Source organism: Actinoplanes sp. NPDC049598 (assembly GCF_040675435.1).
Classification (GTDB): Bacteria; Actinomycetota; Actinomycetes; order Mycobacteriales; family Micromonosporaceae; genus Actinoplanes.
In genome coordinates this window covers 921,593-940,687 of record NZ_JBFAOX010000001.1, presented here as the reverse complement: position 1 = coordinate 940,687, position 19,095 = coordinate 921,593, and the positions used below count along the sequence as shown (strand labels likewise).

Sequence of the window (19,095 nt, the reverse complement as noted above, 5' to 3'; positions counted from 1 at the left end):
CAGCCGCTGCCGTGCTCAGGATTGGACGACGGTACGTCGCTCCCCCACCCCCCTGTCAATCGCCGCCCCCGGACCCGGGCGTGTCGCGTACCCCGGCGTGTCATGTCCCGTACCCGATCGAGCTACAGGCTGTTCACCAGGGTCGCCGCCACGTGAGGATGATCATTCGTGAGCAGCCCGGCCGCCGCGAGCACGTACTGCTGGTCGACGACGGTCCGCGCGCCCGTCGGCGCGGCCCAGCCCCCGGCGGTGTCGCCCAGGACCGCGTCCAGCACATATGCGCCGCCACCGTGCCGCAACACCCCGCCCGAGCCCACCACCAGACGGACGTCTCGCAGGTCGCGCCCGCCGGTGCGGGGCTGACCAGGACCGGACGAGTGGCCGCGCGCGTGCCGCCGCAGGGCGATCGCGGCGGCGGCCGCGGCTAACCCACGGTCACCGTCGTCGCTGAGTGCCAACTTCTCGACCTTGGCCGCGGCGCGGGTGCCGTCGGCGCCGGCCGCGACCCCCAGATCACCCTCCACGGTCCGGGAGCGCCACAGGGTGCCCGCCACGTCGCGGCGCGGTCCCGATTCGCTCTCCGCGTCCGGCAGCAGGGCCGAGTACACGTCCGTGGTGGCGCCGCCGACGTCGACGACGAGCACGCCGGCGCCGGTGACGTCGGCCAGCAGCTCGACCCCGGCCAGCACGGCGTCGGGTGTGGCGGCCCGTACGAGCGAGGAGAAGCGCTTGCCGCGCGAGAGGCGCTTGCCGCCGATCACGTGCCGCAGGAAGACCTCACGGATCGCGGCCCGCGCGGGCCCGGGATCGAGCACACCGATCCGGGGCAGGACGTTTCCGGCGACGGTGACCGGGCCGTACAGCAGGGCCGCCGCCTCCTCGCGCACCGAAGCGTTGCCTGCTACGACCACCGGCACCTTGATCCGGGCGTTTCCCAGCCGCCGCGCGTTGTGCAGGAGCACGTCGCCGTCCCCGCCGTCGGTCCCGCCGACCAGCAGGATCACATCGGGCCTGGACGCTCGCAATTCCGACATGCCGGAAGCGCCCAAGGGGCCGGCCGCCACGTGCACGACCTGCGCGCCGGCGGACAGCCCGACCCGGTGCCCGGCCTCGGCGGTGACGAGCGACTCGTAGCCGACGACGGCCAGGCGCAGCCCACCGCCGGCGGACGAACACACGTACAGCCGGGAACTTGACCCCCCGACGGCCGCGACGGCCTCGTCCAGCCCGGCCAGAACGTCGCTGGCGGCCGTTGTCGGCACCTCGGCCCGCCGGACCAGCCCCCCGCCCTCAAGATCGATCAGGGCGGCTTTGGTGTACGTCGACCCGACATCGACGCACACCGCCGTGGCCGGGCTCAATTCTTCGGCGGCACGACGACCGTCCCCGTGGCCGTCACCGCGACGATCGGCGTCTCCAGAACCATCGCCGCCGACCCGCCGGTGCCGCGGCACACCACCTTCGACGCGAACTCGATCTTGCGGGAGCGGGTGCCCATGTGCACGACGGTGGCGGTGACCTCCAGGACGTCGCCGGCCTGGATCGGCGCCCGGAACTGCACGTCGTCGTAGGAGGCGAACAATCCCTCGTCGCCGTCGAGCTGGATGCACACCTCGGTGGCCACGTCGCCGAACAACCCCAGGGAGTACGCCCCGTCGACCAGGTTCCCGGCGTAGTGGGCGTGCGAGTACGGCACGTAGCGCCGGTGCGTGACGGTGATCATGAGGGGCTCCCGATGAGTGCGTGGACGAGATAGGAGGCGACTTCGCGCGGGGTGGTGCCCCGGCCGAAGATCCGGTCGACGCCGAGCTCGGCCGTCATCAGCTCGTCGAAGCGGGGCCCGCCCACGATCAGCAGCGGCCGCTTGCCGGCCGGCAGCGCCTCCCGGAAGGCGGCCGACATGGCCCGGGTGTTCTGCAGGTGCGCGTCGCGCTGGGTGACCACCTGCGAGACGAGCACCGCGTCGGCCTTCTGCGCGCGGGCCGTCTCGACCAGGTCGGGCACCGACACCTGGGCGCCCATGTTGGTCACCGACAGCTCCCGGTAGTACTCCAGGCCCTTCTCCCCCGCGATGCCCTTGAGGTTGAGGATGGCGTCGATGCCCACGGTGTGCGCGTCGGTGCCGATGCAGGCCCCGACCACGTTGAGCCGCCGGCGCAGTCGCCGCTTGATGACCGCGTTGACCTCCTTGGCGCTCAGCAGCGGATAGTCGCGCTCGACGACCTGCACCTGATCGGTGTCGACGAGATGGTTGACCCGCCCGTAGACGACGAAGAACGTGAACCCGTCACCCATCGGCTTGGCGTGCACCAGCAGCGCCGGATCCATCCCCATCTTGTTGGCCAGCTGGATCGCGGCCCCCTCGGCCCGCTTGTCATGCTCGACGGGCAGCGTGAACGACAGCTGCACCATCCCGTCCCCGGTCGTGTCCCCGTAGGGCCGAACGATGCTCATGCTGTGCCTCCCTTGGCATGCCCTCCTGGCCCTACACCCGCTCCGCTCGCTCCGGTGCAGTCGGTCATACCTCCAGAGCCTCCGTCACCGGGTTGTAATAGTCCTCCGCGTGTCTTGCGACGCCTTCGAGGCCCTTGCCGCGGTCGGCGGGGCGCTTCATGATGCCGAAGGTGCCGTCGGCGATGGCGTTGAGCAGGGTGTCGCCCTCGATGCGGCGCAGCAGGCCGACAGCCTCGGCCAGGACGGCATGGGCGCGCTGCTGGATGAAGCCGCCGGGGGCCGGGACGAAGTCCTCGTGCAGGTTCCCCGCCCCCTGCAGGACGTAGCGGACGTTCTGCAGGGCGATGTCGCGGTCGGAGAGCCACGGCGTCACCACGGCCTCGGTCATCATGCCGACCAGCAGGATGCCCTGGCCGGTCAGGGCGCCGACCAGGTTGAAGAAGCCGTCGAGCAGGTTGCCGCGGAACACGTCGCCGGTCATGTGCTTGGTCGGCGGCATCCATTTCAGCGGGGCGTCCGGGAACAGCTCGCGGGCCAGCAGCGCGTGCGCCAGCTCGAGCCGGAACGACTCCGGCAGCTCCGGGTTGATCTCGAAGGCGTGCCCGAGGCCCAGCTGCCAGTCGGCCAGGCCCGCCTCGTGCGCGAAGAACTCGTTGAGCAGCTGCGACACCGTCACCGTGTGGGCCGCCTCGACCGCGTCGGCCGTGGTCAGGTAGTTGTCCTCGCCGGTGTTGATGATGATGCCGGCCCGCGCGTGGACCTGCCGGCTGAAGCGCTGGTCGACGAAGGTGCGGATCGGGTTGATGTCGCGGAACAGGATCCCGTACATCGAGTCGTTGAGCATCATGTCCAGGCGTTCCAGGCCGGCCAGGGCGGCGATCTCCGGCATGCACAGCCCGGACGCGTAGTTGGTCAGCCGCACGTAGCGGCCCAGCTCCTTCGACGTCTCGTCCAGCGCGGCCCGCATCAGCCGGAAGTTCTCCTGCGTGGCGTAGGTGCCGGCGAAGCCCTCCCGGGTCGCCCCCTCGGGCACGTAGTCCAGCAGCGACTGCCCGGTCGAGCGGATCACCGCGATCACGTCGGCCCCGGCCCGCGCCGCGGCCTGCGCCTGCGGGATGTCCTCCAGGATGTCGCCGGTCGCCACGATCAGGTAGATCCACGGGCGCTGCTTCGGATCCCCGTACCGCTTGATCAGGCGGTCCCGCTCGGCCCGCCGCCGGTCGACGGTCTTCAGGCCGTCGTTGGTCGCCCTCCGCGCCAGGCGGCGGGCCGTCGTGGCGTCCGCTTTCCGGGCCGGTACGTCGAACCGGACCGCACCGGCCGCGGCCTTCTGGGCGAGCACCGTGACGTCGTCGACGCCGGTGGCGCGCATCGCGTGGAACACCGGCACGGCCACCCCGTGCTCGAGCCCCACGTCCGCGCGCACCGCGTCGACGAGCCGGTTGACCCAGGGGATGCCGTCCGAGTCGGCCCCGCGCACCCCGGCCAGGCGCAGCACCGCCCGCTCGACCGACACCGTCGTGTGCGAGCGCGCGAGGTCGACCACGGGCTGCCCCGCCCGTGCCGCGAGGGCGCGCGCCTCGCGCACCACCCGCGGATCCAGATCCAGCTTCCCCGCCATCCTGTCATCCCTTTTCGTAGATCGTCTCGCCGTGCACGACCGTCCGCCGGCACTCCGGGTTCGTTTCTCCGGTCAAGTTCGGCAGACCTTGCTGTACGCCGTCAGGCGTGTCCCACACCGCGAAGGTGGCCGAGGCGCCCGGCGCCAGCACACCCACCCCGTCGACCCCGGCCGCCCGCCAGCCGCCGCGCGAGGCCGCCGCGAACGCCGCCCGCACGCTCATCCGGTAGACCGGGTTGTTCGGGGCCACCGCGGCCCGCACGACCGCCCACGGGTCCAGGGCGGTCACCGGCGAGTCCGAGCCGAAGGCCAGCAGCACCCCGGTCGCGTGCATCGCCCCGATCGGGTTCGACGCCATCGCCCGCGGCACGCCGAGCCGCTGCGCGTACATCTTGTCCGGCCCGCCCCACAGCGCGTCGAAGACCGGCTGCACCGAGGCGATCACCCCGAACTCCACCATCCGCGCGATCATCGCCTTGTCGATCATCTCGACGTGCTCGATGCGGTGCCGGCCCTCGCGCAGCGCGTCCACCCCGACCTGCTTGGCGGCCAGGGCGAAACCTTCGAGGACGGTCTCGATGGCGGCGTCGCCGATGGCATGGAAGCCACCCTGCACGCCGGCCCGCACGCAGTCGATCAGGTGCTCGGCGGCCTGCTCGGCGGTCAGGAACGCCTCGCCGTGCCCGTGGTCGCCGTCGAGGAACGGCTCGCGCAGCGACGCCGTCCGCGAACCGAGCGCGCCGTCGGCGTAAAGGTCACCGGCGGCGCCGAGCGCGCCCAGCTCGCGGGCCTTCTCGGCCGCGCCGAGCTCACCCCAGTAGCCGAACACCTGCGGGCGGCCCGAACCGGACAGGGCCAGCACCGACTGGAAGTCCTCCTCGCTGGAGGTGCCGGGGCCGCCGCACTCGTGCACCGCGGCGATCCCCTTGGACGCCGCCAGCTCCAGGGCCGCCCGCTGCGCCCCGGCGCGCTGCGACGACGTCAACGAGCCGAGCGCCACGGCCCGTACGGCGTGGTGGGCCTGCTCCCGCACCCAGCCGGAAGCGTCGAAGCCGGGCTCGCCGGCCGCGGCCCCCAGCAGGGACGCGCTGGCCAGCGCGGAATGCACGGAGGCCTGCGAGAGATAGACCCGGCGGCCCTCAGCCGCGCGCTCGAGCTCGTCCGCGGTCGGCGGGGTCTGCTCGGCCCACCTCGACTCGTCCCAGCCGTGCCCGTGCACCACGCCGTCGGCCGGGCGCGTCCGGGCGAACGCGGCCACGGCGTCGAGCAGCTCGCCGGCCGACCGGGTCGCGCTCAGATCGAGACCCTCGGCGGCCAGACCGGTGTCGGTGGCGTGCAGATGGGCGTCCACGAAGGCGGGCGTGACCAGGGCGTTGTCGAGATCCACGGTCTTCTCGGCGCTGGGGGCGCCGGCTTTGTCGCCCAGCCAGCTGATCTTGCCGTCGCGGACCAGCAGGGCGGTGGCCCTCGGGTCGGCGGGAGAGTAGAGGCGGCCGTTGGTGTAGAGGACTTCCTCAATCATGGGCGTTAGTGTCCCGCGACGCGGGCCTCGAACAGCGACCGGACCGCCGGCACGCGGCGCAGCAGGTCGACCGCGAAGGCGGCGTGCCCGGGCACATATCCGTTGCCGATCAGCATCGTCACGTCCGCGGCCAGGCCTTCCGCGCCCAGGGCGGCCGCCGGGAAGCTCGTCGCCATCGAGAAGAAGATCACCGTGCCGCCCTCGGCCGTGGCGAGGATCGCACCGTGCTCGCAGCCGGGGACGTCGACGCAGACGACCGTGATGGTCGCCGGTCCACCCAGAGCCTGCGTCACCTTCTCGGCCACTTCGACCGGGTTCCGCGCGTCGGCGATCACGGCAGCATCGGCGAGATCTTTCAGGCTCGCCCGCTCTTGCTCGTTGCGGACGATTCCGGCGGTACGGGCTCCCGCGAGCCGGGCCGCGGTCAGCGCGAGGGAGCCGCTCTTGCCGGCCCCACCCAGGACGGCAACCGTCGGGCTGTCCGGATATCGACGGACAACGCGGTCGGTCAGCGCCGGCGCGCCGCAGACGTCGTAGACCGCGAGGGCCAGCTCGGGCGGCAGATCATCGGGGAGAACGCCGATGATCGAGCGGCCGAACAGGATGGCCGTGCCCTCGGCCGGGACCTGCTCGCTGCGGCCGTCCCAGTCCTTGAGCCCGTCGGTGATCGTCAGCGGAGTCAGGGTCAGCGACACCAGGGTGGCGACGCGGTCGCCGGCCTTGACGCCCAGGGGCGATTCGGGGCCGGCCTCGTCGACGACGCCGATCAGCATGCCACCGGAGCCGGTGACCGGATTGTGCATCTTGCCGCGCGTCTCGATGATGTCGAGCACTTCCGCCCGTACGGCCGGGCCGTCGCCTTTGTGCTTCTCCGAGAGCTGGCGGAAGCTCGCCGCGTCCAGGTTCAGCCGCTCCACCCGCACCCGCACCTCGTCGGGCCCGATGGCCGGATCGGGATCGAGGCGCCAGGCCGCCTGCGGCAACACCCCTTCGGGCTCCCGCACACGATCAAGACCAACAGACGCCATCACACCCGCCTCACACTAATTTAGTGACCCGCTTCGTATCCACACCGTAAATCCTCCGGGCACATGGTTTCTAGACCGGAAATCATCTTGTACGTTGAAGCGGTCCAAACGATCGCTCAGGAGGACCCGGTGGACGACACCCAGCCCTACGTTTACGCGCGCCGCCCCCTCGTCGAGCCCGACTGGACCCGATTCCCCGGCTGGCGCGACGTCACCGCCGCCCAGTGGGAGTCCGCGCAGTGGCAGCGGGTCAACTGCGTCAAGAACATCAAGCAGCTGCGCGCCGTCATGGGCGACCGGCTCGACGAGCGCTTCTACACCGACCTCGAGACCGACCAGCAGCGCCTGGCCACCATGTCGATGCTGGTGCCACCGCAGATGCTCAACACCATGGTGCCGGTCGGCGAGCTCACCACGGACGCGTTCTACGCAGATCCGATCCGCCGCTACATGATCCCCGTCGCCACCGACCGCCACCTCGACTGGCCCTCACACCCGCACGCCACCCGCGACAGCCTCCACGAGCACGACATGTGGGTCGCCGAGGGCCTCACCCACCGCTACCCGACCAAGGTCCTGGCCGAGCTGCTCTCCACCTGCCCGCAGTACTGCGGGCACTGCACCCGCATGGACCTCGTCGGCAACAGCACCCCCACCGTCGACAAACTCAAGCTGACGCTCAAGCCGGTCGACCGCTACCAGGCCCACCTCGACTACCTCAAGGCCCACCCGGGCGTACGCGACGTCGTGGTCAGCGGCGGCGACGTGGCCAACGTCCCGTGGAAACAGCTCGAGACCTACCTCATGGGCCTGCTGTCGGTGCCGACCGTGCGCGACATCCGGCTGGCCACCAAGGCGCTCATGGGCCTGCCCCAGCACTGGCTGCAGGACGACGTCGTCGAGGGCCTGCACCGCGTCGCCATCACCGCCCAGCGCCGCGGCGTCAACCTGGCCGTGCACACCCACGTCAACCACGTGAACTCGCTGACCCCGCTGGTCGCCCGCGCGGCCCAGATGCTCCTGGAGGTCGGCGTCCGCGACGTCCGCAACCAGGGCGTGCTCATGCGCGGCGTCAACGCCACCACGGCCGACCTGCTCGACCTGTGCTTCGCCCTGCAAGGCGAAGCCGGCATCCTGCCCTACTACTTCTACATGTGCGACATGATCCCGCACGCCGAACACTGGCGCGTCCCCGTCTGGCACGCCCAGCAGCTGCAGCACGACATGATGGGCTACCTGCCCGGCTACGCCACCCCCCGCATCGTCTGCGACGTCCCGTTCGTCGGCAAACGCTGGGTCCACATGGTCGCCGAGTACGACCGCGAACACGGCATCTCGTACTGGACCAAGAACTACCGCACCTCCATCGAACAGGACGACGCCGACGCCCTGTCCAAACTGCACGCCTACTACGACCCGATCGACACCCTCCCCGAGTCCGGCCAGGACTGGTGGCGCAAACAGCAGGCGTCGCTTTCCTGACCTGGCAAGGCAACGGCCCCCGGGGATCTCTCCCCGGGGGCCGTCCTCCTTCGGAACCCCACGCAGCCGTGGGTGTCCGACGCTTCGGGCTGGCTACTTGAAGGCGTCCTTGACGTCGCGGCCGGCGTCCTTCACGTGCTCGCCCGCCTGCTTCGCGTGGGCCGCGGTCTCCTGCGCCTGCCCCTCGGCGACCAGCCGCTCGTTGTCCGTCGCGCGCCCCACGGCCTGCTTGGCCTTACCGGCCAGCTCCTCGGTCTCGTTCTTGACCTTGTCGGTGAAGCTCATCGTCACAACCTCCGTGGTCGGTGCGGTTCTGCTCAAGAACGTGCCCAGGTCCTTCTTTTCCAAAACCCCACCGGCCCCGGACCCGCCGCCCCGGGTCGAGCCGGGCCCGCAGTTCCCGCCCCCGCGGCCCACAGCTCGGCCGGCCTCTCCTCCTCCGCCGAGGACTTCGACAGGTGGATGCCGTTGATTCCTTTTTGGGGTTGACCGTGCGCGGGCGGTGCGGCGCACACCGCGTAGGGCATCCTAGGATACTGTGATAGATAAGATCCCCTGGTGACTGATCGCGCTGCTCATGCCCAATCGTTCGGCCCTGCTGCGGAGATTTACGAGCGCGGCCGGCCCTCGTACCCGGCCGTGGCTCTTGATTGGCTCTTGCCTCCGGGGAAACCGCGGGTGGTCGATCTGGGGGCGGGCACAGGCAAGCTGACCCGGCAGGTGCTTGAGCGGGGGCTGTCGGTGGCGGCTGTCGACCCGTCCGAGGGCATGCTTGAGCAGCTGCGCAAGTCGGTGCCCGGGGTGCCGGCGCTGCAGGGCAGCGGCGAGCGGATCCCGCTGCCCGACAACTCGGCCGATGTCGTGCTCGTGGCCCAGGCGTGGCACTGGGTCGATCCGGCGAAGGCCGTGCCCGAGGTGGCCCGGGTCCTCTCCCCCGGCGGCCGGCTCGGTCTGCTGTGGAACCTGCGCGACGAGCGGTCCGACTGGGTCCGGCGGCTCGGCGAGATCATCAACAGCCCGGAGAACGACCGCGACGCCACGGTCGGCGCCCCGTTCGGCCCGGTCGAGATCCGCCGCTTCGAGTGGACCGAGATCATCGGCCCGGAACGCCTCATCGACATGATCGCGTCCCGCAGTTATGTGATCCTGCTGGCTCCCGACGAGCGCGCTGCTCTGCTCAGCGAGGTCCGCAAGCTCATGGCCACCCACCCGGATCTGGTCGGGCGCACCGAGTTCGAGCTGCCCTACATCACCGAGTGCGCCCGCGCCGTCCTCCCGCCGGCATGAGGCTCCGCCACGCCGTCCGCGCCATCCTGCTGACTCCGGACAACCAGGTCCTGCTCTGCCGGCACCTCATGCCGGAGACACCCCGGCGGGCCGTGTGGGCCATGCCCGGCGGCAGGATCGAGGCGGGCGAGACGCTGCTCGGCGCTCTGCGGCGGGAGCTGACGGAGGAGGTGGGCTTCACGCTCGGCTCCGCGGCCCGGCATGTCTGGCACCGCGAGGTCATCAACCCCACGTACATCAAGGGCTACGACGGGGCGATCCAGGACTACTTCCTCGTACGGACCGAGATGTTCACGCCTCGCGGGACGCTCACCGACCTCGAGCTGGCCGCCGAGAACATCACCGAGCTGCGCTGGTGGACCGTTCCCGAGATCACCGCCTATCGCGGCGACGACCTCTTCGGGCCGGGCGGCCTCGTGACGCCGCTGGCCGCCCTGATCGCCGACGGCCCGCCGGCCCAGCCGATCGTCCTGCCGGCCTAGCTCGCCGCATCGCCCGGCTCCCAGAGCAGGAGCTGGCGGTGATGGCGGAAACCGTTGCGCAGATAGAAGTCCACGGCGCGGCGCCCCGAGTGGACGGTCACGTGCAGCAGCTTCCGCGCCCGCGCCTCGTCCAGGATGGCGGCCATCAGCGCCGCGCCGACGCCCCGGTTGCGGTGCTCTTCACCGACCATGACCGACTGCACGTCGCCGTACGGCCGCTCCAGCGCCCCACCGCCGGGCACGCGCTCCGCGACGTGCAGCCAGGCCGCCCCGACCACGCGTCCCTCGACCTCCGCGACGAACGGCAGGTGGGACTCCGCGTGGGCGACGACCCAGGCCGCGTACGCCTCCAGGTCGTCCGCGCCGATGTCACGCAGCTCGGCCAGAGCCGCCACGTCCGCCGCACCGCCCCTCCGCACGATCATTCGACCACCTCCCCGCGCTCATTGTGACGGTGTGCACAAGCGACTGACATTGCTGTCACGAATGGCGGGCCGGGGTCGTCCGTTGGGCGTGACTCTTCAAAGCAAGCGAATCGTGGCGGCGATCCTCGCCTTCCTGGCGGCGGTCCTCGGGGTGTGGGCGGGTGGTTTCCCGCTCTCGTTCTACAACGACTTCCCGATCGGCGGGTGGCATTGGGTGTCGCTGCTCGGGCCCTACAACGAACATCTGCTCCGGGATTTCGGGGCGACCATGCTGGCGCTTCTCGTCTTCACGGTGTGGGCGTGGCGGACACCGACCATCGAGAAGTTACGGATCACCGGGTGGGCCTGGCTGACCTTCGCGGTGGTGCATTTCCTGTACCACCTGCTGCATCTCGGGGTCTTCACGACGGCGCACAAGGTGGGCAACGTGGTGACCCTGGCGCTGATCCTGCTTCTGGCGGTACTGCTCGTGATGCCCGACAAGAGGGTCAGCACTAAGGGACATTCCTGATCCGCAACGACGGCGGGATCGAGAAGCTTCGAGGTATGCATACGTTTCTCGCACTCGCCCTGGTGGCCGCCGGCCCTGTTCCGGCGGCCACCAGCTCCAACCAGCTGGCCTGGGAGGACTGCGGCACCAAGAAGGACGCGCAATGCGCCACCCTCACCGTGCCGGTGGACTGGTCACGGCCGCACGGCGCGACATTCGGCCTGTCCATCGCCCGGCGGCCGGCCGCGGATCAGGCGCACAAGGTCGGCACTCTGGTCTTCGGGCCGGGCGGGCCGAGTGACTCCGGGGTCGACCGGGTCACGAACGGCTGGGACCGGTTCAGCGAAGAGCTGCGCACCCGCTTCGACATCGTCAGTTTCGACCCGCGGGGTGTGGGCGGCAGCGCGCCGATGACCTGCGATCCCGAGCTGGTGAAGGCCGCCCCCGACCCGGTGCTGACATCGCAGCGGGAGTTCGAGGAGACGCTGCGCTACAACCGCGAGCTCTGGGCCGACTGCGCGGCGCGAACCGGGCCGGTGTGGCGGCACGCCGACACCATCAGCACCGCGAAGGACGTGGAGGCGCTGCGCAAAGCGCTCGGGGTGAAGCAGATCTCGTTCCACGGCAGTTCCTACGGCACTCTGCTGGGCCAGGAATACGCGTCCCGCTACCCGGATCGCGTACGGGCCATGGTCCTGGAAAGCGTGACCGACCACAGCAGCCGCAGCACCACGGCGTTCCTCAGCGCACAGGCGTGGGCCTTCGAGGACGCGTTCGGCGACTTCCTGACGACCTGCCCGTCGTGTGGGCCGCAATGGCAGCGGCTGTTCGCCGATCCGGGCCGGGTCGGAATGACGCGGTTCGATCTCGTCGCGATGACCCACAAGCTCATCAAGGACGGCGAGTACGGGCGGCTGGCCGCGCAGATAGCCGCCTTGGACGGCGGCGCGCCGGGACAGCATGTCGGCAATCTCGGCGTGGTCATCCCCGCCTTCTGCGCCGATTGGTCGCTGCCGGTGCGCTCGTTCGCCGACTATCAGCGGATCCTGGCCGCGGCGTCCCGCACCGCGCCGAACACGCATTTCCCGGCGCAGGCCTTCGCCCTGACGATGTGCCTCGGCTGGCCGCACGTGGCCAACCCCCAGCACGACCTTTCGGTGCGGACCACAACGCCGATCCTGCTGCTCAATTCCCGCCACGACCCGGCGACGGGCGTCAATTGGGCCCGCCACGTCGAACGGCAGCTCGGCCCGCGCGGCGTGCTGGTGGTCTATGACGGCACCGGGCACGGCTCGTACACGCTCAGCGACTGCATGGAGCACGTCGCCGACGACTACCTGATCAATCGAGTGGTGCCGGCGCGGGGCACGCGCTGTCACACCGTGTAGAGCGTCCTAGGAAGACTCGGCCAGGTCGGTCACCGCCGGATTGATCCGCGGCGGACGGTTCTCGTACGGCGTCGACAGCACCACCGTCGTGCGCGTCGTGACGTTCGCCGCGGTCCGGATCTCCTGCAGCAGCCGTTCCAGATCGGCCGGGCTGCCCACCCGCACCAGCAGCATGTAGAAGTCCTCCCCCGCCACCGAGTAGCAGGAGTCGATCTCCGGCAGATGCGCCAGCCGCTCGGGCGCGTCGTCCGGCTGCGACGGATCGAACGGCCGGATCGCCACGAAAGCCGTCAAAGGCAGCTCCAGCGCCTCGTACGACACCTTGGCCGCATACCCGGCGATGACCCCGCGCTGCTCGAGCCGCCGTACCCGCTGATGCACCGCCGACACGCTGAGCCCCACCCGCTCGGCCAGATCGGTGTACGACAGACGCCCGTCCCCGGTGAGGGCGCTGACGATCGCCCGATCGATCTCTTCCACGGCCGCCACCCTACCGAACCCCACTCTCAACCCCCTGTCCCTCTCGCGGCGAGTGCCGGCTTGCGCCGCCTTGGCTGTACGCCTTCACGCGCGCCCGAAACAGCTCACGCCCAACGCATGCGCGACCGAGGCGGCCGGGCCGTGCACATCAGGCACGGCTCGAGGGTGACGGCGAGGCGCAGCGGGTGCGGGCGCGGGCCGAGCCGCTCGTCGGCCTCGGTCATGGCCAGCAGATCGGCGTGGACGAGACGCCGCCCGAGCGCGGCCTCCTGAGTGTGCGCGCTCGCGATGATCTCGCCGCCCATCTCGACCACCGCCCCGATCGGCAGCTCACCGCGCCCGAGGCCGTCCTCGGCCACCTCGAGCGCGGCCTGGACCAAGTCGTCCGGCGTCATGCCCGGCACCCTACGACGACACGGCCACCGACCGGCGGGTCGCGGGTCCGGGCTACCCTCACCGAGGTCGTCGACGCTCGGTGCGACAGCCCGCTCCTTCTCTGACCATCGCCACGGCGGGAGAACAGTAGAGCTATGCGGTTCACGGAGGGCCAGGAGATCATCCGGCGGTACGTGCGAGGGCCGTGGACCACCTGGGAGCAGACGGTACGGGTCGTCGCCGACGACGATCGGGGGCTGTTGCTGTGGGCGCCCGTCGGCAGCCGCCTGGCGACCCTGGTGGACGCGGACGGGAGGACCGGGCACGACCTGAGCCCGGACCGGATGCGCGAGCCGCGGCTGGTCGCGGGCAGTTGGCAGCACGTCGACGTGCTGATGCTGATGCGGCCGGGGGTGGCGCACTCGGTGTGGTGGATGTTCGCCGACGGGGTCTTCGACGGCTGGTACGTCAACCTGGAGGCGCCCTTCACCCGGACCGGCGACGGCGTGCAGACCACCGACTCCGTCCTGGACATCGTCGTCTCGGCCGACCGTCAGTGGCGGTGGAAGGACGCTGCCGAGTTCGAGGGCCACGTCGGGGATCCGCTCTACTTCGACCGGGCCGGGGCCGACGCCATCCGGGCCGAGGGCGAGCGGGTGGTCGCGCTGATCGAGGCCGGCGCCTACCCGTTCGACGGCACGTACACCGACTGGCCGACCACCGAGGCCAACCGGGCCAGCTGGAACAGCATCGCCCCGCGCCGGGACGGCATCGCCGTCGAGCGGCTGCGCGCCGGCGAGGTCACCCTGGAGGATTTCGAGCTGGAGCTGGCGGGTGACGTCCGGGGCCGGCGGGTGCTGCAGCTGGCCTGCTCGTTCGGTGACGAGGTGCTGTCCTGGGCCAACCGGGGCGCGATCGCCACCGGGGTCGACATCTCCGACGTGGCGATCGCCAAGGCGCGGGCCCGCGCGGCCGAGGCGGGCATCGACGCCGATTTCCGGCGGGGCGACATGCTCGTACCGCCGGAGGATCTCACCGGCCTGGATCTGATCTATCTGAGCTGGGGCGCGATCTGCTGGGTGCCCGACCTCACCGCCTTCGCGAAGATGCTCGCCGGGCGTCTCAAGCCGGGCGGCGCGGTCCTGCTGTGCGACCACCACCCGGCCTGGGAGGTGCTGGCCGTCCGCGGCCGGGACCACCTGGCCGTGGCCGGCGACTACTTCGGCCGCGGCCGGCCGAATCACGACCAGGACGATGCCAAGAAGCCGAAAGGCACCGACGGCGAGACGTTCCGGATGTTCGTGTGGCCGGTCAGCGACGTCGTCATTGCCCTGGTCGGCGCCGGGTTGACGCTGACCGCGTTCACGGAGGCGCCCGAGCCCGCCCTCTACGCCGGGCTCGGCCCGGCCGCCGCGAACCTGCCCGCCTACTACGTGATCAAGGCGAGCGCAGCAGAGACCGGCTGATCACCATGCGCTGGATCTGATTGGTCCCCTCGACGATCTGCAGCACCTTGGCCTCCCGGAACCACCGCTCGGCCGGATGATCGGCCACATAGCCGGCGCCACCGAGCACCTGCACCGCGTCGGTCGTCACCCGCATCGCGGCGTCGGTGGCGAAGAGCTTGGCCTTCGCCGCCTCGATCGAGAACGGCCGCCCCGCGTCCTTGAGCCGGGCCGCCGAGAGCAGCAGCGCCCGCGCGGCCGAGATCTGCGTCGCCATGTCGGCCAGCATGAAGCCGACGCCCTGGAACTCCCCGATCGGCCGGCCGAACTGAACACGGTCGCCGGCGTAGGCCGTGGCGTAGTCGAGCGCGGCCTGGGCCAGCCCGACCGCGCAGGCCGCGATGCCCAGGCGCCCGGCGTCCAGCGCCTCCATCGCGATGGTGAACCCGGTTCCTTCCGCGCCGACCAGGCGGTCGCTGTCGACGCGGCAGTCCTCCAGAACGATCTGAGCGGGCGCCGACGACCGCAACCCCATGGTCCGCTCCGGCTTCTGCGGGTGCAGGCCGGGCGTGTCCGCGTCGACGAGCACGCACGAGATGCCGCGGGCGCCCGGACCACCCGTACGGCAGAAGACGTTGTAGAAGTCGGCCTGGCCGGCGTGGGTGATCCAGGCTTTGGTGCCGTCCAGGCGCCAGCCGTCGCTCTCCCGGACCGCGCGCGTCCCGAGGTTGGCGGCGTCGGAGCCGCCGGAGGGCTCGGAGAGGCAGTACGCGCCGAGCAGCTCTCCGCCGAGCATGTCGGGCAGCATCTTCCGCTGGAGGGCGGAGCCGTGCGCGTACACGGGATAGCAGGCCAGGGTGTGCACGCTGACCGACTCGGCGATGGCCAGCCATTTGCCGGCGAGGATCTCCAGGACCTGGAGATAGACCTCGTACGGTTGATCGGCCCCACCCACGTCGGAGGGGTAGGGCAGGCCGAGCAGGCCTGAGCGGCCGAGCGTGCGCAGCACGTCGCGGGGGAACTCGCCGCGGGCCTCGAAATCGGCCGCCCTCCCGGCCAGCTCGCGGTCGGCGAGCTCGCGGGTCAGGTCGAGCAGGTCGTGGGCCTCGGGCGTGGGCAGGATCCGGTCTACCGTCACATCCGCCAGCTTAACTAACGTTCATTAAGTTGGGCGATACCCTATTGTGTCCCTCGTGAAGCCGCTGCTCGCCGTCGACGCTCCCAGCCTCTACTTCCGTGCCTTCCACGGCATCCCGGAGAAGGCCGCGCAGACCCCGGCCGGCGAGCCGGTCAACGCGATCCGGGGCTTTCTCGACATGCTGGCCCAGCTGATCCGCACCCGGCACCCCGATCGGGTGGTCTGCGCGCTCGACGCGAGCTGGCGGCCCGCGTGGCGGGTGGCGCTCGTGCCCTCGTACAAGAAGCACCGGGTCGCCCACGGCGACGTGGAGGAGGTCCCGGCCTCGCTCGAGCGGCAGATCCCGGTGCTGCTGGATACGCTGGCCGCGGTGGGGATCCCCGCTTTCGGCGTCGAGGGGTACGAGGCGGACGACGTGCTGGGCACCCTCGCGGCGACCCAGCCGGCCCCGGTCGAGGTCGTGTCGGGTGACCGTGACCTGTTCCAATTGGTTGACGATTCACGTGAAACGCGGCTTTTGTACTGCGGGCGCGGCGTGGCCAAGCTGGAGGACGCCGACAACGCGCTCGTCGAGAAGAAGTACGGCGTCCCCGCCCGGTGGTACGCGGACTTCGCGGCCATGCGCGGTGACCCGAGCGACGGCCTGCCCGGTGTCCCCGGCGTCGGCGAGAAGACCGCGGCCCGCCTGATCGCCCGCTACGGGGGCGTCGAGCAGATCCTGGCCGCCCTCGACGACCCGGACGCCGGCTTCGCCCCGGGCTTGAAAACCAAGCTGGCCGACGCCCGCGACTACCTCGGCAAGGCCCTGCCCGTCTGCAAGGTCGCGCTGGACGTCGAGCTGCCCTCGTTCGACCCGGAGCTGCCCCGCTCCCCCAAGGATCCGGACAAGCTCCTCGAGCTGGCCGAGCGCTGGAACCTCGCGGGCTCGGCCCGGCGCCTGGTCGACGCCCTCGCGGGCTGATCAGAGGGCCAGCTCGTACGTCTGCCCGATCAGGTCCGCGCCGAAGCTGTGGTGCGGCTCCTCCGCGGTCAGCGTGAAGCCGCGGGCCAGGTAGATCCTGCGGGCGGCGACCAAGGGGTCGTTCGTCCACAGCCGCATCCTGGCGTAGCCGGCCCGGCGGGCGAAGTCGACGCAGGTGTCGACCAGGCGACCTCCGACGCCGTGCCCGCGTGCGGCCGGGTCGACCAGCAGGATGCGCAGCACCGCGGAGCCGTCCCGGCCGTCGACGCAGAAGACGCATCCGGCCCGGCGCCCCTGGACCTCGGCGATCCACGCGTTCTCCCGCGCCGGGTCGCGTGAACCGGCGTAGTCGGCGACGATCCGCGCCACCAGCGCCTCGAATGACACGTCCCAGCCGTGCTCCGCCGCGTACAGCTCGCCGTGTGCCTTGATCACCCAGCCCAGGTCACCCGGCCGGCCCAGTTCCCGGATCATGACTGCCCTCCCACTGAAACAGTCGTTTCAGTGAGGCATACTCGACCCCCATGGGTCAAGGCCGTCGCGAGGAGTTGCTCGAGCGGGCGTACGCGTACGTGTGCGCGCACGGCCTCGCGGAGCTGTCGCTGCGCCCGCTGGCCGGCGCGATCGGCTCCAGCCCGCGGGTCCTGCTGTTCCTGTTCGGCAGCAAGGACGGCCTGATCCGGGCGCTGCTGGCCCGGGCCCGGGCCGACGAGCTGACCCTGCTGGCCACCGAGCTGCCCGACGGGCTGGAGCACACCGCCCTGCTGCTGTGGGAGTGGCTGGCCGCGGACGAGCGCCGGCCGCTGCTGCGGCTGTGGGTGGAGGCCTACGGGCGGTCGCTGGTGGCGCCGGACGGGCCGTGGGCCGGGTTCGCCGCCCGGACCGTCACCGACTGGCTCGCCGTGCTGGCCGCGGCGCAACCGGCCGGGGTGCGCGAGACGGGCGAGGGCGCCGCCCAGCGGACCGCGGTGCTCGCGGTGCTGCGCGGCGCCCTGCTCGACCTGCTGGCCACCGGTGATCGCGAGCGGATCACGGCTGCGACGCGGCGTGCCGTCCGGGCTCATGCCGGCCGTGATCCGGCGTCCGGTGAGCCTCCCCGGAGTGATGGCGGCGCGACGACAGGACGTCGGTGAGGGCGGCGGCCAGGGCGACCACCACGAAGGCCACCGTCAGCCAGAGCGCGACCCGGAAGGACTGGCCCCAGTCGCCGCGGGTGTCGGCCAGCTTGGCGAAGAACAGGGCGCCGACGGCGGCGATGCCCATGGCCGTGCCGATGCGCTGACCGGTCTGCAGCACCGCGCCGGCGCTGCCCGCGCGGGCCACCGGCACCTCGGAGAGCGACAGGTTCTGGTTGGGGCTGATCACCAAGCCGCTGCCCAGACCGGCGACCAGCAGCGGGAACGCGGCCGCGGCGCCGCCGGCGCGCCCCTCGACCAGGTTCAGCACGAGGTCCGTGGCGACGAGCCCCACCACTACCATCACGAGGCCGAGCACGACCAGCTGGCGGCCGTACCTGTTGACGAACCGGCCGCTGGCCGCCGAGCCCACGGCCGAGCCGAGCGCGAACGGGGTCACGGCCAGACCGGCCATCAGCGCGCTGTAACCCAGGCCGCTCTGCAGGTACAGCGTGTAGATGAAGAAGATGGTCGTGAAGCCCGCGAAGTACAGCAGGCCGATGAGCGCGCCCAGCCCGTACGACCGGACCTTGAACAAGCTCAGCTCGACCAGAGCGGTGTTGGTGCGGCCGAAGCGCCGCTCCCAGAGCACGAAGAGTCCCAGCACGAGCGCGCCCGCCACCGCGAGCAGCCACTTGGCGTTGCCCTGCCACTCCCGCTCCTGCACCAGCGGCAGCAGGATGAGCACGACGCCGAGACCGAGCAGCCCGACGCCGACCGGATCCAGGCTCTCGTGGCGCTTCTCCGACCTGAGCAGCGGGATCCACCGGAGGGCCAGGACGACCGCGACGACGCCGATCGGGATGTTCAGGTAGAAGATCCAGCGCCACCCCTCGGCCTCGCCGAAGACCGCGATGAGCAGGCCGCCCAGCAGCGGGCCGACCGCGGTGGAGATGCCGACCGTGGCCCCGAACAGGCCGAACGGGCGGGCCCGCTCCTTGGGCTCGAACATCTCCTGGATCAGGCCGGTGATCTGCGGGGTCATCACGCCGGCGGCCGCGCCCTGCACGAGCCGGGCCACGATCAGCCACAGCGCGCTGGTGGCCAGGCCGGCCGCCGCGCTGGAGAGCGTGAAGACCACGAGCCCGGCGATGAAGACGTTGCGGCGGCCGCGGGCGTCGCCGAAGCGGCCGGCCGGCACCAGCAGCAGGCCGAAGGTCAGCGCGTAGCCGGAGAGGACCCACTGCAGCTCGCCCGAGCTCAGGTGCAGCTCGTCGCGGATCGAGGGCAGGGCGACGTTGACGATGCTCACGTCGAGGAGGGTCATGAAGCCGGCGACGAGAGCGACTGCGAGCGCGCGCCAGCGCTGGGGATCCGATGTCACCGGTTCACCTTTCCCTTC

General features: G+C 71.2%; 21 protein-coding genes. 8 read left to right on the top strand and 13 right to left on the bottom strand.

Annotation, left to right across the window (positions count from 1 at the left end):
* Window positions 1–122: 122 nt before the first annotated feature.
* The 6 genes from AB0J66_RS04615 to AB0J66_RS04590 all read right to left on the bottom strand — a co-directional run bounded on the left by AB0J66_RS04615 (window position 123) and on the right by AB0J66_RS04590 (window position 6,625).
* Window positions 123–1,361 (bottom strand): glutamate mutase L, encoded by a 1,239-nt coding sequence (locus tag AB0J66_RS04615; RefSeq protein WP_364655634.1) that lies wholly within the window; start codon window positions 1,359–1,361, stop codon window positions 123–125.
* Complete coding sequence (locus tag AB0J66_RS04610) at window positions 1,358–1,723, bottom strand: hotdog domain-containing protein (RefSeq protein WP_364655632.1); 366 nt, start codon at window positions 1,721–1,723, stop codon at window positions 1,358–1,360. Before AB0J66_RS04610 ends, AB0J66_RS04615 begins: the two co-directional genes overlap by 4 nt.
* Window positions 1,720–2,454 (bottom strand): OAM dimerization domain-containing protein, encoded by a 735-nt coding sequence (locus tag AB0J66_RS04605; RefSeq protein ID WP_364655631.1) that lies wholly within the window; start codon window positions 2,452–2,454, stop codon window positions 1,720–1,722. Before AB0J66_RS04605 ends, AB0J66_RS04610 begins: the two co-directional genes overlap by 4 nt.
* 64 nt (window positions 2,455–2,518) lie before the next feature.
* Window positions 2,519–4,075 carry a lysine 5,6-aminomutase subunit alpha gene (locus AB0J66_RS04600; RefSeq protein WP_364655629.1) on the bottom strand — a complete coding sequence of 519 codons (1,557 nt, stop codon included), beginning with the start codon at window positions 4,073–4,075 and terminating at the stop codon, window positions 2,519–2,521.
* 4 nt (window positions 4,076–4,079) lie between these two features.
* Window positions 4,080–5,597, bottom strand: a complete 1,518-nt coding sequence (locus AB0J66_RS04595) for an amidohydrolase family protein (RefSeq protein WP_364655627.1) — start codon at window positions 5,595–5,597, stop codon at window positions 4,080–4,082.
* Between the two features lie 5 nt (window positions 5,598–5,602).
* Entirely contained in the window at window positions 5,603–6,625 is a 1,023-nt protein-coding gene (locus tag AB0J66_RS04590; protein WP_364655625.1) for an L-erythro-3,5-diaminohexanoate dehydrogenase, read from the bottom strand.
* A gap of 129 nt (window positions 6,626–6,754) precedes the next feature.
* Here AB0J66_RS04590 and AB0J66_RS04585 point away from each other — a divergent pair, with 129 nt between their 5' ends.
* On the top strand, window positions 6,755–8,107 hold the full coding sequence (locus tag AB0J66_RS04585) for a lysine 2,3-aminomutase (protein WP_364655623.1): 1,353 nt from the start codon (window positions 6,755–6,757) through the stop codon (window positions 8,105–8,107).
* 93 nt (window positions 8,108–8,200) lie between these two features.
* Here the strand turns inward: AB0J66_RS04585 and AB0J66_RS04580 are convergent, their stop codons facing one another.
* Window positions 8,201–8,392, bottom strand: coding sequence for a CsbD family protein (locus AB0J66_RS04580; protein ID WP_364655622.1), 192 nt, complete (start codon window positions 8,390–8,392; stop codon window positions 8,201–8,203).
* 273 nt (window positions 8,393–8,665) lie between these two features.
* On the opposite strand from AB0J66_RS04580, the gene AB0J66_RS04575 reads away from it, so the two are divergent.
* Both AB0J66_RS04575 and AB0J66_RS04570 read left to right on the top strand, forming a co-directional pair.
* Window positions 8,666–9,394, top strand: coding sequence for a class I SAM-dependent methyltransferase (locus AB0J66_RS04575; protein WP_364655620.1), 729 nt, complete (start codon window positions 8,666–8,668; stop codon window positions 9,392–9,394).
* Complete coding sequence (locus AB0J66_RS04570) at window positions 9,391–9,876, top strand: NUDIX domain-containing protein (protein WP_364655618.1); 486 nt, start codon at window positions 9,391–9,393, stop codon at window positions 9,874–9,876. The genes AB0J66_RS04575 and AB0J66_RS04570 overlap by 4 nt, the downstream gene beginning before the upstream one ends.
* Here AB0J66_RS04570 and AB0J66_RS04565 read toward each other — a convergent pair.
* Window positions 9,873–10,301: a GNAT family N-acetyltransferase gene (locus tag AB0J66_RS04565; protein ID WP_364655617.1), complete on the bottom strand. Its 429-nt coding sequence runs from the start codon at window positions 10,299–10,301 to the stop codon at window positions 9,873–9,875. The genes AB0J66_RS04570 and AB0J66_RS04565 overlap by 4 nt on opposite strands.
* Window positions 10,302–10,413: 112 nt before the next feature.
* Here AB0J66_RS04565 and AB0J66_RS04560 point away from each other — a divergent pair, with 112 nt between their 5' ends.
* Together AB0J66_RS04560 and AB0J66_RS04555 are read left to right on the top strand one after the other, a co-directional pair.
* A complete protein-coding gene (locus AB0J66_RS04560; protein WP_364655615.1) occupies window positions 10,414–10,812 on the top strand; it encodes a hypothetical protein in 399 nt (132 codons plus the stop codon).
* A gap of 35 nt (window positions 10,813–10,847) precedes the next feature.
* Window positions 10,848–12,179 carry an alpha/beta fold hydrolase gene (locus AB0J66_RS04555; RefSeq protein ID WP_364655614.1) on the top strand — a complete coding sequence of 444 codons (1,332 nt, stop codon included), beginning with the start codon at window positions 10,848–10,850 and terminating at the stop codon, window positions 12,177–12,179.
* A gap of 6 nt (window positions 12,180–12,185) precedes the next feature.
* Here the strand turns inward: AB0J66_RS04555 and AB0J66_RS04550 are convergent, their stop codons facing one another.
* Entirely contained in the window at window positions 12,186–12,659 is a 474-nt protein-coding gene (locus AB0J66_RS04550) for an Lrp/AsnC family transcriptional regulator (RefSeq protein WP_364655613.1), read from the bottom strand.
* Window positions 12,660–12,763: 104 nt separating this feature from the next.
* Window positions 12,764–13,054, bottom strand: a complete 291-nt coding sequence (locus tag AB0J66_RS04545) for a deaminase (protein ID WP_364655611.1) — start codon at window positions 13,052–13,054, stop codon at window positions 12,764–12,766.
* A 135-nt stretch (window positions 13,055–13,189) separates the two neighbouring features.
* On the opposite strand from AB0J66_RS04545, the gene AB0J66_RS04540 reads away from it, so the two are divergent.
* Window positions 13,190–14,500, top strand: coding sequence for a methyltransferase domain-containing protein (locus tag AB0J66_RS04540; RefSeq protein WP_364655610.1), 1,311 nt, complete (start codon window positions 13,190–13,192; stop codon window positions 14,498–14,500).
* On the opposite strand, the gene AB0J66_RS04535 is transcribed toward AB0J66_RS04540, so the two are convergent.
* Window positions 14,472–15,617: an acyl-CoA dehydrogenase family protein gene (locus AB0J66_RS04535; RefSeq protein WP_364655608.1), complete on the bottom strand. Its 1,146-nt coding sequence runs from the start codon at window positions 15,615–15,617 to the stop codon at window positions 14,472–14,474. The genes AB0J66_RS04540 and AB0J66_RS04535 overlap by 29 nt on opposite strands.
* A gap of 46 nt (window positions 15,618–15,663) precedes the next feature.
* On the opposite strand from AB0J66_RS04535, the gene AB0J66_RS04530 reads away from it, so the two are divergent.
* A complete protein-coding gene (locus tag AB0J66_RS04530; protein ID WP_364655607.1) occupies window positions 15,664–16,578 on the top strand; it encodes a 5'-3' exonuclease in 915 nt (304 codons plus the stop codon).
* Here the strand turns inward: AB0J66_RS04530 and AB0J66_RS04525 are convergent, their stop codons facing one another.
* Entirely contained in the window at window positions 16,579–17,052 is a 474-nt protein-coding gene (locus AB0J66_RS04525; protein ID WP_364655605.1) for a GNAT family N-acetyltransferase, read from the bottom strand.
* A 50-nt stretch (window positions 17,053–17,102) separates the two neighbouring features.
* Between AB0J66_RS04525 and AB0J66_RS04520 the strand changes: the two genes are divergently transcribed.
* Complete coding sequence (locus AB0J66_RS04520; RefSeq protein WP_364655603.1) at window positions 17,103–17,711, top strand: TetR/AcrR family transcriptional regulator; 609 nt, start codon at window positions 17,103–17,105, stop codon at window positions 17,709–17,711.
* On the opposite strand, the gene AB0J66_RS04515 is transcribed toward AB0J66_RS04520, so the two are convergent.
* On the bottom strand, window positions 17,608–19,077 hold the full coding sequence (locus AB0J66_RS04515; protein WP_364655601.1) for an MFS transporter: 1,470 nt from the start codon (window positions 19,075–19,077) through the stop codon (window positions 17,608–17,610). The two genes, AB0J66_RS04520 and AB0J66_RS04515, sit on opposite strands and share 104 nt — an antisense overlap.
* Window positions 19,078–19,095: the final 18 nt, after the last annotated feature.

What these genes read in the sequence shown, in the direction of transcription:
- AB0J66_RS04610 (WP_364655632.1), bottom strand. Translation starts at nt 1,723, where the DNA reads ATGATCACCGTCACGCACCGGCGCTACGTGCCGTACTCGCACGCCCAC.
- AB0J66_RS04605 (WP_364655631.1), bottom strand. Translation starts at nt 2,454, where the DNA reads ATGAGCATCGTTCGGCCCTACGGGGACACGACCGGGGACGGGATGGTG.
- AB0J66_RS04600 (WP_364655629.1), bottom strand. Translation starts at nt 4,075, where the DNA reads ATGGCGGGGAAGCTGGATCTGGATCCGCGGGTGGTGCGCGAGGCGCGC.
- AB0J66_RS04595 (WP_364655627.1), bottom strand. Translation starts at nt 5,597, where the DNA reads ATGATTGAGGAAGTCCTCTACACCAACGGCCGCCTCTACTCTCCCGCC.
- AB0J66_RS04590 (WP_364655625.1), bottom strand. Translation starts at nt 6,625, where the DNA reads ATGGCGTCTGTTGGTCTTGATCGTGTGCGGGAGCCCGAAGGGGTGTTG.
- AB0J66_RS04580 (WP_364655622.1), bottom strand. Translation starts at nt 8,392, where the DNA reads ATGAGCTTCACCGACAAGGTCAAGAACGAGACCGAGGAGCTGGCCGGT.
- AB0J66_RS04570 (WP_364655618.1), top strand. Translation starts at nt 9,391, where the DNA reads ATGAGGCTCCGCCACGCCGTCCGCGCCATCCTGCTGACTCCGGACAAC.
- AB0J66_RS04565 (WP_364655617.1), bottom strand. Translation starts at nt 10,301, where the DNA reads ATGATCGTGCGGAGGGGCGGTGCGGCGGACGTGGCGGCTCTGGCCGAG.
- AB0J66_RS04555 (WP_364655614.1), top strand. Translation starts at nt 10,848, where the DNA reads ATGCATACGTTTCTCGCACTCGCCCTGGTGGCCGCCGGCCCTGTTCCG.
- AB0J66_RS04545 (WP_364655611.1), bottom strand. Translation starts at nt 13,054, where the DNA reads ATGACGCCGGACGACTTGGTCCAGGCCGCGCTCGAGGTGGCCGAGGAC.
- AB0J66_RS04540 (WP_364655610.1), top strand. Translation starts at nt 13,190, where the DNA reads ATGCGGTTCACGGAGGGCCAGGAGATCATCCGGCGGTACGTGCGAGGG.
- AB0J66_RS04525 (WP_364655605.1), bottom strand. Translation starts at nt 17,052, where the DNA reads ATGATCCGGGAACTGGGCCGGCCGGGTGACCTGGGCTGGGTGATCAAG.
- AB0J66_RS04520 (WP_364655603.1), top strand. Translation starts at nt 17,103, where the DNA reads ATGGGTCAAGGCCGTCGCGAGGAGTTGCTCGAGCGGGCGTACGCGTAC.